Below are 15515 nucleotides of genomic sequence, written 5' to 3' on the forward strand. Positions count from 1 at the left end.
GATTACCCTTTCAACTCATCCAAATCGGCAACGTTGATTGTTTTTCTGTTACGGTACACCAATACCATAATCGCCAAACCGATGGCGGATTCGGCAGCGGCAACGGTCAGTACGAAGAATACGAAAATCTGTCCGGCAGTATCGCCCAAATATTGGGAGAAAGCGATAAAGTTGAAGTTCACCGCCAAGAGCATCAGCTCGATGGACATCAGCAATACCAGCACGTTTTTGCGGTTCATAAAGATACCCATTGCGCTGATACCGAACAGGAGCGCACCCAATACCAGATAATGCGTCAAGGTAATCATGCTTTGCCCTCCCCTTCCGGCTTGAGGCCGTCTGAAACTTCGCTTTCTTCGGCAGATTCGACTTGCGGTTTGACCGCTTCCATTTTTACCAAGCGCATACGGCCTTGATCAGCGCGTACTTTAACTTGGTCTGCAGGGTCCATACGTTTCGGATTGAAAGTTTTGCGGTGAACCAACGCAATCGCGGCCACCATACCCAACAGCAGCAATACCGCCGCCAACTCAAACGGCAACAGGTAGTCAGTATAAATACGGCTGCCCAAATCGCGGATATTGTTGTAATCGGCCGGAATGTCTTTCATCAGACCAAATGCGGCCAGGTCGGTTTTCGGGTTGACCAAAATCAGGATCAGGGCAACCGCCAACAATGTGCCGACCACACCGGCAACCGGCGCATGACGCCAGAAACCGGCGCGCATGGCTTCGATGTCGATATTCAGCATCATCACGACGAACAGGAACAACACCATCACGGCGCCGACGTAAACCACCACCAGCGTCACACCCAAGAATTCGGCCTGCATCAGCATCCAAATCATCGCGCTCACGCAGAAGGTCAGCACCAAATGCAAAGCGGCGTGCACAGGGTTTTTAGCGGTAACGGTACGAACCGCACCGTACAAAACGATGGCGGCAAGGATATAGAACAGAATCGCGGAAAAAGTCATTCGTCTGCTCCTTAACGATACGGCGCGTCAGCGGCTTTGCGTTTGGCGATTTCGGGTTCGTATTTGTCGCCAATGGCCAAAAGAATCGGCTTGGTCATGTGCAAGTCACCTTTTTTCTCGCCGTGGTATTCAAAAATATGGGTTTCTACAATCGCATCGGTCGGACAGGCCTCTTCGCAGAAACCGCAGAAGATGCACTTGGTCAGGTCGATGTCGTAACGCTTGGTGCGGCGGGTGCCGTCTTCGCGTTCTTCCGATTCGATGTTAATCGCCATTGCCGGACAAACTGCCTCACACAATTTACACGCAATACAGCGCTCTTCGCCGTTCGGATAACGGCGTTGCGCGTGCAGGCCGCGGAAACGCACGGATTGCGGCGTTTTCTCTTCGGGGAAATAAATTGTGTCTTTGCGGGCAAAAAAGTTTTTGAGCGTTACGCCCAAGCCTTTTACCAATTCGCCAAGCAGAAAGGTTTTTACTAAGTTAGCCATTTTCGGATGCTCTTTTCGGATTGTTCTGTTTACAGGCCGTCTGAAAGCGGTTTTTTTAACCTGCCGCGCCCACCATTTCTAAAAACTCGGCTTCGGTCAGCTTCGGGGTATCGTTGGCCAAGTCATAATACGGAGCTTTGCAATCAATAAAGATTTGTGAGGTAGTTTCAAAGTCCGCGTTGTCGGCAAACAGCCCGGCGTTGATGTAATAATCGTTGCCAACCTGCACAAACAGGTGTGTGCCGCAGTGTTTGCAAAAACAGCGTTGCGCCCATTCGGACGACTGATAATGCGCGATGTGCTCGCTGCCTGTGATTTCGGGCGACCGAGCGGCCAAAGTAAAAGACGCGCCGCTGCCCCATGTGCGGCATTTCCCGCAATGGCAGGCGTGGAGTTCGCGGTTTTCGGCGGTTTCCAGTGATACTGCGCCGCACAGGCATTGAGCTTTCATCGGTTTCTCTCGGTTTGAAACGGTTAAAAATTTGGGGTTCAGGCTACCTGAAAACTTTCAGACGGCCTCCCTGCCCTATTTCCACAGATTCAGCGGTGAAATCATCCACACGCCCAAAATCACGATGTAGGCGAAGCCGATCGGAATCAGCACTTTCCAGCCCAAACGCATGATTTGGTCGTAACGGTAGCGCGGGAAGGTTGCGCGTATCCACAGATACCAGTACAGAACCGCTGCCATTTTCACGAACATCCAGAATGCGGAAGGCGTGCCGACAATGCCCCAGCTTTGCGGGAACGGAGACAACCAGCCGCCGAGGAACATCAGCGATGTCAGCGCGGCAATCAGAATCATGAAAATGTATTCGGCAAGGAAGAACAGCGCGAACGCAAAGCCGGAGTATTCAACGTGGTGACCGGCAACGATTTCAGATTCACCCTCTGCCACGTCAAACGGCGCGCGGTTGGTTTCGGCAACGGCGGAAATCAGATAAACGATGAAGATGGGGAAGAGCGGCAGCCAGTTCCACGAGAACACAGACCCGCCAGCAATACCTTTGGCTTGTGCGGCAACGATGTCGGAGAAGTTCATACTGCCCGATACCATCACGACACACACCAGCGCGGCACTCATGGCAATCTCGTAGGAAATGCTTTGCGCGGAAGCACGCATTGCGCCCAGGAACGAATATTTGGAGTTGGAAGCCCAGCCCGCGATGATCACGCCGTAAACCGACAACGAGGTAATCATCAGGATGTACAAAAGGCCGATATTGATATTGGTCAGCACCCATTCTTCGTTGAACGGAATCACTGCCCACGCCGCAAAAGACGGGGCGAGCGACATAATCGGGCCGATGTAGAACAAGGCTTTGTTTGACAACTTCGGACGGGTTACCTCTTTAAACAAGAGTTTGAACACGTCGGCAAACGGCTGAATCAGACCCCACGGGCCGGTTACGTTCGGGCCGACACGAAGTTGCATAAAGCCGATGACTTTACGTTCGAAATACGTCAGGTAGGCAACGGTCAGAATCAGCGGAATCAGGATAATCACGATTTTGACGATGACGGATACCACCAAGCCTACGGTGATACCCAAATCGCCCAGACCGAGCGTTGCGGCAAAGAGGTTTTGGAACCATTCTTGCATGATCAAGCTCCCGCCAGTTCAATAGTGTCCATCAACGCACCCAGCGCGGCATTTTCGGTATGCAGCGGCAGATGCACCACGTTTTCAGGCAAACCGGCATCGGCTTTGACAGCAACCGATACGCTTGCGCCGTTTTGTTTGGCGACAGCGGTTTGTCCGTCTTGCAGGCCCAAGCGTGCCAATGTGTTCGGATTTACACGCGCGGCAGGCACGGCGGCATGGCTGGTTTCCTGCAACGGTGCGGAACGGCGCACGATAGGATCAGTGTGATAAATACCGACGCCGCCGACACGGACGAGGCGGTCTGAGGCCGTCTGAACGCCTTCCCCTGCCCATGTGCTGCAGTTATCCAGTTTGGACGGCAGACTTTCTGCATCCAGCGCATCTTTCAGAATCGCAGCGGTATCGTGGTATTCAAAACCTTTCAAGTCAAACAGGTTGCCCAATACGCGCAATACTTTCCACATCGGACGCGAATCGCCGAAGCCCTGAACGACACCGTGGAAGGATTGCAGACGGCCTTCCATATTGATGAAGCTGCCCGAGGTTTCGGTAAACGGCGCAATCGGCAGCAATACGTCGCACACGTCCAGTAGCGTTTCGCTGACAAACGGCGTAAACGCCATCACGCTTTTCGCCTGTTTCAACGCGGCTACGGCTTTTGCGCCGTCTGCCGTATCGATTTCCGGCTCGACGTTGAGCAGCAAAACTGCCTGTTTCGGCGCGTTTGCCATTTCAACAACGCTCTCGCCGGAGTTTACGCCCAAGACATCCGCACCGACGCTGTTGGCAGCTTGCGGCAAAATGCCCAGCACTGCGCCGGTCGCATCTGCCAGCTCTTGCGCGGCGGCATAAATAGCGGCGGAATCAGGATGGTTTTGCACTTCCGCGCCTAAAATCACCGCTGCTTTTTCAGCGTTTTTCAGGCTGGCGGTAACGGCGTGTTCCGCATTGGCAGACAGGTTTTTCAGACGGCCTGCCCACTCGTCGGGATGCACCGCTTCTTGAGACAGAAGCGGCATAAACAATTCTTCTTTACTGCTGGCCAATACGCTCAAGGCCATACGGTCTTTGGCGGCGCGGCGCAGACGGGCGGTCAGGAGCGGCTGTTCTTTGCGCAAGTTCGCACCAACTACCAATACGGCATCGTTGTCAGCCAAAGATTCGATGCTTTGTCCCAACCATTGCGCACCTTTAAGGCCGTCTGAAAGACGTTTGTCTTGTTGGCGCAAACGGGTGGCAAAGTTTTTAACGCCCAAACCGTCGGCAAGTTTTTTGGCCAGATACAGCTCTTCAACCGTATTCATCGGATTGGCCCAAACGCCGACTTGGTTTTGGTTGCCGTCTTTGGCGATACATTCAATCGCGCTGCGGACATATTCCAACGCAGTTTTCCAATCCACGTCCATCCACTCGCCACCCTGCTTGATTTTCGGGTTTTTCAGACGGCTTTCGTGATACAGACCTTCATAGGCAAAACGGTCGCGGTCGGACAGCCAGCATTCGTTGATGGCTTCGTTTTCCAACGGCAACACGCGGCGGACTGTATGGTCTTTGGTCTGCACAATCAGGTTGCTGCCCAAAGCGTCATGGGCGGAAACGGATTTGCGGCGGTTCAGCTCCCAAGTACGCGCGTTAAAGCGGAACGGTTTGCTGGTCAATGCACCGACAGGACACAAATCGATGACGTTGCCTGATAATTCGGTTTCCACTGCTTTGCCGATAAAAGGCATGATTTCGGAATGTTCGCCGCGGTTGGCCATGGCGATTTCTTGCACGCCGGCGATTTCTTCAGTGAAACGAACGCAACGGGTACAGTGGATACAACGGCTCATTTCCTCGGCGGAAATCAAAGGACCCATGTCTTTGCCGACGACGGAACGTTTTTCTTCGGTATAACGGCTGGTATTTTTGCCGTAGCCCATCGCCAAATCCTGCAACTGGCATTCGCCGCCTTGGTCGCAGGTCGGACAATCAAGCGGATGATTGATGAGCAGGAACTCCATCACGCCTTCTTGCGCCTCTCGGGCTTTTGCCGAATGCGTACGCACGATCATGCCGTCTGTAACCGGCGTGGCACAGGCGGGCAGAGGTTTGGGGGCCTTTTCCACGTCCACCAAACACATACGGCAGTTGGCAGCGATGGAAAGTTTTTTGTGGTAACAGAAATGCGGGATATAAGTACCGAGCTTGTGCGCGGCTTCAATCACCGTCGCGCCCTGCTCCACAGATACCTGTTTGCCGTCGATTTCGATTTGTAACATGGTTCGTTCCTAGTTACGGGTATTTAATAAATAATTCTTTTAGAGGCCGTCTGAAAACTTAGCACCACTTATTCGGTTTCATCGGTCCGCCGTGTTCGATGTAATGCACAAACTCATCACGGAAATGCTTGGTAAAGCTGCGGACGGGGAAGACGGCGGCATCGGCGAGGGCGCAGATGGTGCGACCTGCCATTTGGTTGCCGACAGAATCCAGCAGATCCAAGTCTTCCATGCGGCCTTTGCCTTCTACGATGCGGTGGACGATGCGATAGAGCCAGCCTGTACCTTCTCGGCAAGGCGTACATTGGCCGCAAGACTCGTCGTAGTAGAAGTAGCTCAGGCGCTCAAGGGCTTTGACCATGCACACGTCTTCGTCCATGACGATAATCGCGCCGGAACCCAGCATCGAGCCTGCTTTGGAAATCGAGTCATAGTCCATATTGGTCTGCATCATGATATCGGCAGGCAACACGGGCGCGGACGAACCGCCGGGAATGACAGCTTTGAGTTTTTTACCGCCGCGCATACCGCCTGCCATTTTCAGGATTTCGGCAAACGGCGTACCCAATGGCACTTCATAGTTGCCCGGACGTTCAACGTGGCCGGAAATACAGAACAATTTGGTACCGCCTGCATTCGGAATACCTTTGTCGGCAAACGCCTGTCCGCCGTCACGGATAATGAATGGAACGGAGGAGAACGTTTCGGTATTGTTGATGGTGGTCGGTTTGCCGTACAGGCCGAACGAGGCGGGGAATGGCGGTTTGAAGCGCGGCTGGCCTTTTTTGCCTTCCAGCGATTCGAGCAATGCGGTTTCTTCACCGCAAATATATGCGCCGTAGCCGTGGTGGGCGAAGAGTTCAAATTCAAAATCCGAACCCAAAATATTTTTACCCAAAAAACCTGCAGCACGCGCTTGGGCAAGTGCGGCCTCAAAGCGTTGGTAGCCTTCGAAAATTTCGCCGTGAATGTAGTTGTAGCCCGCTTTCGCACCCATCGCGTAACCGGCGATAATCATGCCTTCAATCAGGGCATGGGGATTGAACATGATGATGTCGCGGTCTTTAAATGTACCCGGCTCGCCTTCGTCGGTATTGCAGACGACGTATTTTTCGCCCGGGAAGGAACGGGGCATAAAGCTCCATTTCAAACCGGTCGGGAAGCCCGCACCGCCACGACCGCGCAAGCCGGAGGCTTTGACCTCGTCAATCACATCGCTTTGCGAGATGTTTTCGGACAGGATTTTACGCAGGGCGGTATAACCGCCACGTTTGACGTATTCGTCCAATGTCCAGCAATCGGGATTGGCGGTATCCACTTGGTCAAAAATCACGCCTGATTGGTAAATAGCCATTTTTGGTGTGCCTGTTCGTTTTCGTATAAGTTGCAGCCGTTGTTTCAGACGGCCTAATATACCTTTGTATATCGATTACATGCCGACTAAATAAAAATATTGGTTTATAAAATTGATATTTCAGACGACCTTGTGTTTCGTTTTCATGGTTGTAGACCTAGCCTACTTTGCTGAAGTTATTACCATCCACCGCATTTATCTTCACATGGAATACCATCACCATCACCATCCATTTTGGTATCAGAACAATTCTGTAAAAACCATTTAGCCTCTTCACATGACACCATCTGGGAACAATATTGCCTACCATCACAACGATATTTATTACTATTGTTTTTTTAGCTTGTATCGCAGCTGGATCATTAAGCTCTACTGGTGCATTAGTTTGTTTAGGGACTAATTTTGCTGCGGCGAATTGATATATCTGATAACCAATTAACCCGAAAAGTGCCAACCCTACCAATTTCGTCAATATGGAAGACGACGTATCTAAGGCAAAAAATGATTTTTTCTTTGCACTCGAACGATGGTTATGATTCCGCTTAAAATCTCTTGCCTCACGATTCAAGTAACGAATCTGTTTAGCAACATTTTTTCCTTTTCCGTTAGAAGATACTTCAAAGCCAACCGCCTCATTAAGTTCAGGACGAGGGCTTCTTTGGGAAAAGTCAGAAATATGGCAGAAAATTTCTTGTTTACTACCATCTATCCGTATAAAACCATAACCTTTTTCATCATCCCACTTAACAATTATCCCTTTCATTAACCGCTTCCCTTTTTATTGTTACTTTTAAATCACAATTTAAAATTTTGGAATAACTAGTAAGTTTGATTACAAACCGAATATGTTCAGACGATCTATTCTAATTCTGCTAATTTTTTCTCAATTGCTTCTTCGGTCATAAAGCTGCACATGCTGTGGTTGTTGACCAGCATGACCGGTGCATCGCCACATGCGCCCATGCATTCGCCTTCGACAAGGGTAAATTTACCGTCGGGCGTGGTTTCACCGTAGCCGATACCGAGTTTTTTCTTCAGGTATTCGCCGGTATCCATACCGCCGCGCAGGGCGCAAGGCAGGTTGGTACAAACGGTTAATTTGTATTTGCCGACAGGCTCAAGGTTGTACATATTGTAGAAAGTAGCGACTTCGTAGGCTTGTGCAGGCGAGATGCCGATATAGTCTGCGACAAAGGCGATGGTCTCGGGAGCGAGCCAGCCTTTTTCGGTTTGGGCGATACGCAATGCACCCATAATCGCGGAGCGACGTTGGTCAGCAGGATATTTTGCCAACTCGATGTCAATTTGTTTTAAAGATTCTGCGGATAACATTATCGGTCAACCTCCCCGAATACGATGTCCTGCGTACCGATGATAGCAACAACGTCGGCCAGCATGTGGCCTTTTGCCATTTCGTCCATGCCTTGCAGGTGGGCGAAGCCGGGTGCGCGGATTTTCAGGCGGTAGGGTTTGTTCGCGCCGTCTGAAATGATGTAAACGCCGAACTCGCCTTTCGGATGTTCGACAGCGGTGTAGGTCTCGCCCTCAGGAACGTGCATACCTTCGGTAAAGAGTTTGAAATGGTGAATCAGGTCTTCCATACCTGTTTTCATTTCGGTACGTTTGGGCGGAGCGAATTTGTGGTTTGTGGTAATGACCGGACCCGGATTGACACGCAACCACTCGGAACATTGTTTAATGATGCGTACGGATTGACGCATTTCTTCCATACGGCAGAGGTAACGGTCGTAGCAGTCGCCGTTCACACCGACGGGAATATCGAAATCCATTTTGTCGTACACTTCGTAAGGCTGTGTCTTACGCACGTCCCATTCCACGCCCGAACCGCGCAACATGACGCCGGTAAAGCCTTTTTGCATGGCGCGCTCAGGAGAGACAACGCCGATGCCGACGGTACGCTGTTTCCAAATGCGGTTGTCGGTCAGGAGGGTTTCGAGTGTATCGATGTTTTTTGGGAAACGTTCGCAGAAGGCGTCAATAAAGTCGAGCATGGTGCCTTCGCGGGATTCGTTAAGCTGCTTCAATACTTTGGCGTTGCGGAATTTGCTGCTCTCGTATTTGGGCATGAAGTCGGGCAGGTCGCGGTAAACGCCACCGGGACGGAAGTAGGCGGCGTGCATACGCGCGCCGGACACGGCTTCGTACAAGTCCATCAACTCTTCGCGGTCGCGGAAGGCGTAAAGGATGGCGGTCATCGCGCCGATGTCGAAGGCGTGCGAACCGATGCCCATCAGGTGATTAAGGATGCGCGTTACTTCGGCGAACATGACGCGGATGTATTGGGCGCGGACAGGTACATCGATACCGGCGAGTTTTTCTACTGCCAAACAATACGCCTGCTCGTTAACCATCATGGAAACGTAGTCCAAGCGGTCCATATAGGGCAGGGCTTGCAGATAGGTTTTGGTTTCAGCCAGTTTTTCAGTACCGCGGTGCAGGAGACCGATATGCGGGTCGGCACGGACGATTTGTTCGCCGTCCAACTCCAAAATCATACGCAATACGCCGTGCGCCGCAGGGTGTTGCGGACCGAAGTTGATGGTGTAGTTTCTTAATTTATTGGCCACCGTAGTTCTCCTCACGGACGATACGCGGCGTGATCTCGCGCGGCTCAATGGTAACAGGTTGATAAATCACGCGTTTTTGCTCTTCGTCGTAACGCATTTCGACATAGCCGGAAATCGGGAAGTCTTTGCGGAACGGATGTCCGACAAAGCCGTAATCGGTCAGGATGCGGCGCAGGTCGGGATGGTTGTTGAACATGATGCCGTACATATCGAAGGCTTCGCGTTCGTACCAATCCGCGCTGTTGTAAATATCGACTATGGATTCGACTACGGGGAAGTCGTCGTCTGAAACCCAGACGCGTACGCGGATGCGTTGATTGTTTTTAACGGAAAGCAGCTGGCTGACGACGGCAAAGCGTTTGCCCTGCCATGCTTCGTTTTTGTAAGTGCTGTAATCGACGCCGCACAAGTCAACCAGAAGCTCGAAATGCAAATCTTCATGGTCGCGCAATGCGGTCATGACTGAAATATAATGTTCGGGCAGACACTCGACAGTAATCTCGCCCAAAGCGGAAATGACTTTGCTTGCCTGCTCGCCGAGCACGCCGACGACGGTCTCGTATAAGTTTTGAATGCTTGCCATATCGTCCTCTCCTTACTCGTCACGCGCGATGGTGGAAGTGCGCTTGATTTTTTGCTGGAGCTGAATCAGGCCGTAAATCAGGGCTTCCGCAGTCGGCGGACAACCCGGCACATAAACGTCTACCGGCACGACACGGTCGGCACCGCGCACGACGGAATAAGAATAGTGGTAATAGCCGCCGCCGTTGGCACACGAGCCCATAGACAATACCCAGCGCGGTTCGGCGAGCTGGTCGTACACGCGGCGCAGTGCGGGCGCCATTTTGTTGGTGAGCGTACCCGCCACAATCATCAGGTCGGCCTGACGGGGGGACGGACGGAAAATGATACCGAAACGGTCAAGGTCATAACGCGCCATACCCGCGTGCATCATTTCCACGGCGCAACAGGCCAAACCGAAAGTAACCGGCCACAATGAACCGGTACGCATATAGTTCAGCACCGTATCCGCGCTGGTGGTGATGAAACCTTTTTTCAAAACGCCTTCTATTCCCATTCCAGCGCACCTTTTTTCCATTCGTAAACAAAGCCTACCGTCAAAACGACGATAAACACCAGCATAGACCAGAAGCCGTATGTACCCAATTCTTTAAATACCACTGCCCACGGCAGCATAAACGCGACCTCCAAATCGAATAGGATAAAGAGGATGGCGACGAGGTAATAACGTACGTCGAACTTCATCCTTGCGTTTTCAAAGGCTTCGAAACCGCATTCGTAAGGCGCATCTTTTTCGGCGTAGTGGTGTTTCGGACCCAAAATCGTGCCGAGCAGGATAAACAGCACACCGGCCGCAAGGCCGACGAGGATGAATACGAGGACGGGAAAATAACTGGCCAACATGGTCGTACCTAACTGGTTGACAGACAAATCTTAAAAATAGATTACCATTTTATCGAATTTCAAAAGCCATTTAAAGGTAAATATCAGCAAATCAGCAAAAAAACCTCAATAAATTCAATAAAGTTATGAGAACAATTCTTATTTGTATTTAATATTTCCAAATTTTAATTTCGGTTTAATCATGTATCATTTCATTCGGATTCTCCGCCTATCCGATTTATGCCCCGAATCCGCCCTCTTTCCAATTCCCAATAAAACATGAGGCCGTCTGAAATAGATTATTTTCAGACGGCCTGCGTACATCACATCCATTTAAATGGAAAAATCAATCGACACCTTTGAGCATGCGGTTCAATACCGGGGCGAGTACCAACAGGATACCGCAGGTTACCGCGCCGATGGTGGCCAGCATCCAGTAGAAATCCAATGGCGACTGAGCATTGTAGTAGTCTTTAAACAACACTCCGCCCAAGGTAAAGCCGATGGACAATGCCAAGAAATTCAAAGCAACCATTTGTGTTTTAAACATGCTCGGTGCGATTTTGGTAGAAAACGACAGCGAAATCGGCGACAGCATCAGCTCGCCTATCGTAATCGCCAGCAACACCAGCATAAACACGATAATCGGCATCGGGGTTCCGGATGAAATATATGGAATAAAACTCAAATAAGAGACGCCGGTTACCAACATGGCCAGTGCAAACTTCAACGGCGTTTTAGGTTGGCGTTTGCCCATTTTCGTCCACACCGCCGCCATCACGCCGGAAAATAGGACCACCCACATGGCCTGTATTGAATCTTTCCATGAGACAGGCACGGTAAAGCCGAAGAAAGTACGGTCCACCGTTTCGTCAAAATAGACCGTCGCAACGGTGTACACCTGAAACCAAACCGCCCAGAACATACAAATGGTCAAAAACAGCGGAATATAGGCCACAATATAGCGTTTATTGGCCGCTTCAACGTGGCTGCTGCCCAACAGGCGCGCGAAATAAGCGACGACGGTAACGATAACCACGCCCAAGAGCCAGCGGGAGAAGTTTTCAAGGGTGAGCGCGCCGGAAGCAATCACGCTGCCCAACACCAAAACCAGCAACACGCCGACAGCCATGGCGGTCTGCACCTTTTCAGGGCGTAACGGATTGGGAACCGGCGTATGCGGCAGGTTTTTACGGCCGCGCGAATACCACAGCAGGCCGAATGCCATGCCGACGGCCGCCGCGCCGAAACCGTAATGGAAACCCATCCTGTCTTGCAAAATACCGGTCAACAACGGGCCTAAGAAGCCGCCGATATTGATGGAAATATAGAAAATAGAGAAACCGGCATCGCGCAATTCGCGCAGGTCTTCCCGTTCATACAAAGAACCGACCATCGAACCGGCAGACGATTTCACGCCGCCGCTGCCCAGCGCGATAAATACCAAGCCCAACAGCAATCCCATTAAACCCGGTACGATTGCCAATAAAATATGGCCGGTCATCACGACGATGCCGGCGATAAACAGGGTACGCTCCGCACCCCAAATGCGGTCGGCCAACCACGCACCGAGAATGGTGGACAGGTAAACGCTGCCGCCGTACGCGCCGACAATGCCTCCGGCCAAGGCTTTATCCATACCCAAACCGCCTTGACTCGCGGTGTAATACAGATAAATCAGCAGGATGCCCTGCATACCGTAGAAGGAAAAACGCTCCCACAGCTCAATATGGAATAGGGTGGATAATTGCAAAGGATGGCCGAAGAAAGTTTTCTCGGCAGAAGACAGCTTTTGACCGGACATTTAATAAGTTCTCCTAATTATATTGGACAGGATCAGGCTTCAGACGGCCTATTGCACCTACCAATCATTTTTATAGAAACTATATATTACCGCCAATCTTTGCATTTGCAAAACATGTTTTAATATTTGCAAAATATTGTTTCTTTCAAACTGAAAAATGCCGTCTGAAATCTTTCAGACGGCATTTTATGTTTTACGGTTTATACGCCTTGTTTCAGGCTGGCTTCGATGAAGCCGTCCAAGTCGCCGTCCAAAACGGCTTTGGTGTTGCCGACTTCGTAGCCTGTGCGCAAGTCTTTGATGCGTGAGGAGTCCAAGACGTACGAACGGATTTGGCTGCCCCAACCCACATCGGACTTGCCGTCTTCCAAGGCCTGTTTCTCTTCGTTGCGTTTGCGCATTTCCAATTCGTACAGTTTGGATTTCAACATTTCCATCGCGGCGGCTTTGTTGGCATGTTGCGAGCGGTCGTTTTGACACTGCACCACAATTCCCGTCGGCTCGTGGGTAATGCGCACGGCGGAGTCGGTTTTGTTAATGTGCTGACCACCGGCACCGGATGCGCGGTAAGTGTCGATACGCAAATCGGCCGGGTTGATTTCGATTTCGATGGAATCGTCGATTTCGGGGTACACAAACACGGATGAAAAAGACGTATGGCGTTTGTTGTTCGAGTCAAACGGCGAATAGCGCACCAAGCGGTGAACGCCAGTTTCGGTACGCAGCAAGCCGTAGGCGTATTCGCCTTCCACGCGGATGGTGGCGCGGTTGATGCCCGCGATTTCGCCGTCGTCTTCTTCAAGGATTTCGATTTTGAAGCCTTTGCGCTCGGCGTAGCGGCTGTACATGCGGAACAGCATGCCCGCCCAGTCTTCGGCTTCGGTACCACCCGCGCCTGCTGTGATGTCGATAAAGCAGTTGTTCGGGTCGGCAGGCTGGTTGAACATTCGTTTGAATTCGAGGTCGGCCATTTGTGTTTCCAAACCGGCCACATCTTCCTGCACGGCGGCGAAACCTTCTTCGTCGTTTTCTTCGACGGCCATTTCAATCAGCATGCGGTTGTCTTCAATGCCTGAGGCGATGTTGTCGAGCGTCAACACGATGCCTTCGAGGATTTTGCGCTCTTTGCCGATTTCTTGGGCGCGTTTGGGGTCGTTCCAGAGTTCCGGGTCTTCGGAAAGGCCGATGACTTCTTCCAATCGGTCTTTCTTGCCTTGATAGTCCATGTAGACGCGGATGTCTTCGCTGCGCTTCTCCAAGTCGTTTAGGGTGTTGTTAAGCTGGTTGATTACTTCGGCTTCCATGATTCTTGTGTTCTTTCAAAATTTTAGGGGCGTATTGTAAGGGATTTGCCTGTTTTTTTCCATGACCGGGCCGTCTGAAAATGTGCGGTTTGGATTTTCAGACGGCCTCGGTTTTGAATTTTTTCAACCAAAGCCGCCAGTCGTTGTCTATCGGCGCTTGTACGGTTATCCGGCTGCCGTCTTCTATGCTTTGAAAACTGAGGCTTTGCGCGTGCAACATCAGGCGTTGCGTGCCGACATGTTCGGCAACGGCATGGTTTTGGCGCAAATCGCCGTAGTTGGTGTCGCCGACGATGGGGTGGAAAATGTGTTTCATATGGCGGCGGAGTTGGTGTTTGCGGCCGGTGTGCGGCGTGAGTTCGGCCCACGAATAACGCGAGGTCGGATAACGCAGGGCGGATTGGAACGGCAACTCGGTTTGCGCCAGACAGCGGTAGGCGGTTTGCGCTTCCTGCAATGTGGCTTCGGTCTGCGCTTCGGCGATTTTGTCGGGCATATATTTGAGGGCATAATCAATCAGGCCGTCTGAAGGCAGATGGCCGCGGACAATCGCCCAATAGGTTTTTTCGATGGTTTTGTTTTCAAACTGCTGCGTTAATAATCGTGCGGCTTCCGTATCGAGGGCAAACAGCAAGACGCCGGAAGTCGGGCGGTCGAGGCGGTGGACGGGATAGACGTGCTGCCCGATTTGGTCGCGCAGGGTCTGCACGGCAAAACGGGTTTCATGTTTGTCTAACCAGCTTCGGTGCACCAGCATTCCGGCAGGTTTGTTGACGGCGATGGTGCGGCTGTCGCGGTGGATAATATCGAGCATGGCGGAGCAGTCGGAATAAAAGCAGATATTGTAACGGGCTTTTGAAAATGTGGCAGGTACACTTGCCTCCGAAACCCGACTTTCAGACGGCCCGCCCCTTTCGGGTTACAATACGGCACACAAAACACGAAGGAAAAGCCGTGAGCCTGCTCAAAAAACTGCCCAAACCCATGCTGCCCGACGAAACCCGCCGCGATATTCAGGCGCGCGAGTCGTATCATGTATTGAAGATTATTTCCGAATTTGTCGAAGCCGGCGAAGAATTGCGCGCCATTCAGCCGGCCGTCAGCATTTACGGCAGCGCGCGCACGCCCGAAAACCATCCCGACTACGCGTTCACATTGCGCTTGGCGCGCAAGCTGTCGGATGCCGGATTTTCCGTCATTTCCGGCGGCGGGCCGGGCATTATGGAAGCGGCCAACAAAGGCGCGTTTGCAGGCGCAAGTCCGGCGGTGGGGCTGAATATCGTGTTGCCGCACGAGCAAAAAGCCAATCCGTATCAGGATTTGTCGATTAAATTCCAACACTTCTTCCCGCGCAAAGTCATGTTCGTCAAACACGCCGTGGCGTATGTCGTCATGCCCGGCGGTTTCGGCACGTTGGACGAATTGTTTGAAAGCCTGACTTTGGTGCAAACCGGCAAAACGCCCGACCGCCCGATTATCTTAGTGGGCAAAGCATTTTGGGCGGGACTGTTGGACTGGATACGCGAGCAGTTGCTGGGCAGAAACCTGATTTTGGAAGAGGATTTGAACCTGATCCGCGTCATCGACGACGAAGACGAAATCATCGAAGAAATCTTCGCCCATTACGAAAACCGCTTGGAAGACTTGTCCGAACACCAAAATGCTTGGTCGCTGGGGCTGTAAAAAACTAAGGTTTCAACTGAAAAAGCAGTTATCCCGCCTGCCCT

17 protein-coding genes are annotated in these 15515 nt (G+C 51.6%); 1 reads left to right on the forward strand and 16 read right to left on the reverse strand.

The genetic code is table 11. The annotated features are described in order from the left end of the window. Positions 1–2: 2 nt before the first annotated feature. From nuoK to truC, 16 genes are all read right to left on the reverse strand, one after another. Entirely contained in the window at positions 3–308 is a 306-nt protein-coding gene (gene nuoK, locus ACTHUF_RS05390) for an NADH-quinone oxidoreductase subunit NuoK (RefSeq protein WP_003747881.1), read from the reverse strand. Next, positions 305–976, reverse strand: a complete 672-nt coding sequence (locus ACTHUF_RS05395; RefSeq protein ID WP_003747879.1) for an NADH-quinone oxidoreductase subunit J — start codon at positions 974–976, stop codon at positions 305–307. Before ACTHUF_RS05395 ends, nuoK begins: the two co-directional genes overlap by 4 nt. A gap of 11 nt (positions 977–987) precedes the next feature. Beyond that, positions 988–1467 (reverse strand): NADH-quinone oxidoreductase subunit NuoI, encoded by a 480-nt coding sequence (gene nuoI / locus ACTHUF_RS05400; RefSeq protein ID WP_070837200.1) that lies wholly within the window; start codon positions 1465–1467, stop codon positions 988–990. A gap of 55 nt (positions 1468–1522) precedes the next feature. Then, positions 1523–1918, reverse strand: coding sequence for a GFA family protein (locus tag ACTHUF_RS05405; RefSeq protein ID WP_315093271.1), 396 nt, complete (start codon positions 1916–1918; stop codon positions 1523–1525). Positions 1919–1993: 75 nt separating this feature from the next. After that, a complete protein-coding gene (nuoH, locus tag ACTHUF_RS05410; RefSeq protein ID WP_002218648.1) occupies positions 1994–3070 on the reverse strand; it encodes an NADH-quinone oxidoreductase subunit NuoH in 1077 nt (358 codons plus the stop codon). 2 nt (positions 3071–3072) lie between these two features. Then, complete coding sequence (gene nuoG, locus ACTHUF_RS05415; protein ID WP_315093268.1) at positions 3073–5334, reverse strand: NADH-quinone oxidoreductase subunit NuoG; 2262 nt, start codon at positions 5332–5334, stop codon at positions 3073–3075. 58 nt (positions 5335–5392) lie between these two features. Continuing rightward, positions 5393–6688, reverse strand: coding sequence for an NADH-quinone oxidoreductase subunit NuoF (gene nuoF / locus ACTHUF_RS05420; protein WP_036492317.1), 1296 nt, complete (start codon positions 6686–6688; stop codon positions 5393–5395). A gap of 157 nt (positions 6689–6845) precedes the next feature. Next, positions 6846–7451, reverse strand: coding sequence for a cold shock domain-containing protein (locus ACTHUF_RS05425; RefSeq protein ID WP_440407302.1), 606 nt, complete (start codon positions 7449–7451; stop codon positions 6846–6848). 95 nt (positions 7452–7546) lie between these two features. Continuing rightward, positions 7547–8020 carry an NADH-quinone oxidoreductase subunit NuoE gene (gene nuoE, locus ACTHUF_RS05430; RefSeq protein ID WP_440407303.1) on the reverse strand — a complete coding sequence of 158 codons (474 nt, stop codon included), beginning with the start codon at positions 8018–8020 and terminating at the stop codon, positions 7547–7549. Beyond that, positions 8020–9276, reverse strand: a complete 1257-nt coding sequence (gene nuoD, locus ACTHUF_RS05435; RefSeq protein ID WP_440407304.1) for an NADH dehydrogenase (quinone) subunit D — start codon at positions 9274–9276, stop codon at positions 8020–8022. The genes nuoE and nuoD overlap by 1 nt, the downstream gene beginning before the upstream one ends. Then, positions 9266–9859 (reverse strand): NADH-quinone oxidoreductase subunit C, encoded by a 594-nt coding sequence (locus tag ACTHUF_RS05440; RefSeq protein ID WP_440407305.1) that lies wholly within the window; start codon positions 9857–9859, stop codon positions 9266–9268. Before ACTHUF_RS05440 ends, nuoD begins: the two co-directional genes overlap by 11 nt. A 12-nt stretch (positions 9860–9871) precedes the next feature. After that, complete coding sequence (locus tag ACTHUF_RS05445; protein ID WP_002215610.1) at positions 9872–10354, reverse strand: NuoB/complex I 20 kDa subunit family protein; 483 nt, start codon at positions 10352–10354, stop codon at positions 9872–9874. Then, on the reverse strand, positions 10345–10701 hold the full coding sequence (locus ACTHUF_RS05450; protein ID WP_003747867.1) for an NADH-quinone oxidoreductase subunit A: 357 nt from the start codon (positions 10699–10701) through the stop codon (positions 10345–10347). Before ACTHUF_RS05450 ends, ACTHUF_RS05445 begins: the two co-directional genes overlap by 10 nt. 325 nt (positions 10702–11026) lie before the next feature. Next, complete coding sequence (locus tag ACTHUF_RS05455) at positions 11027–12484, reverse strand: oligopeptide:H+ symporter (protein WP_003747865.1); 1458 nt, start codon at positions 12482–12484, stop codon at positions 11027–11029. Between the two features lie 200 nt (positions 12485–12684). Beyond that, complete coding sequence (prfB, locus tag ACTHUF_RS05460) at positions 12685–13788, reverse strand: peptide chain release factor 2 (protein ID WP_314060387.1); 1104 nt, start codon at positions 13786–13788, stop codon at positions 12685–12687. 97 nt (positions 13789–13885) lie between these two features. Then, positions 13886–14602 carry a tRNA pseudouridine(65) synthase TruC gene (gene truC / locus ACTHUF_RS05465; RefSeq protein WP_314060389.1) on the reverse strand — a complete coding sequence of 239 codons (717 nt, stop codon included), beginning with the start codon at positions 14600–14602 and terminating at the stop codon, positions 13886–13888. A 140-nt stretch (positions 14603–14742) separates the two neighbouring features. Here truC and ACTHUF_RS05470 point away from each other — a divergent pair, with 140 nt between their 5' ends. Continuing rightward, complete coding sequence (locus ACTHUF_RS05470; protein WP_003747857.1) at positions 14743–15471, forward strand: TIGR00730 family Rossman fold protein; 729 nt, start codon at positions 14743–14745, stop codon at positions 15469–15471. Positions 15472–15515: the final 44 nt, after the last annotated feature.

The sequence above is a fragment of the Neisseria sp. P0024.S006 genome, assembly GCF_051956595.1.
Taxonomy (GTDB): Bacteria; Pseudomonadota; Gammaproteobacteria; order Burkholderiales; family Neisseriaceae; genus Neisseria.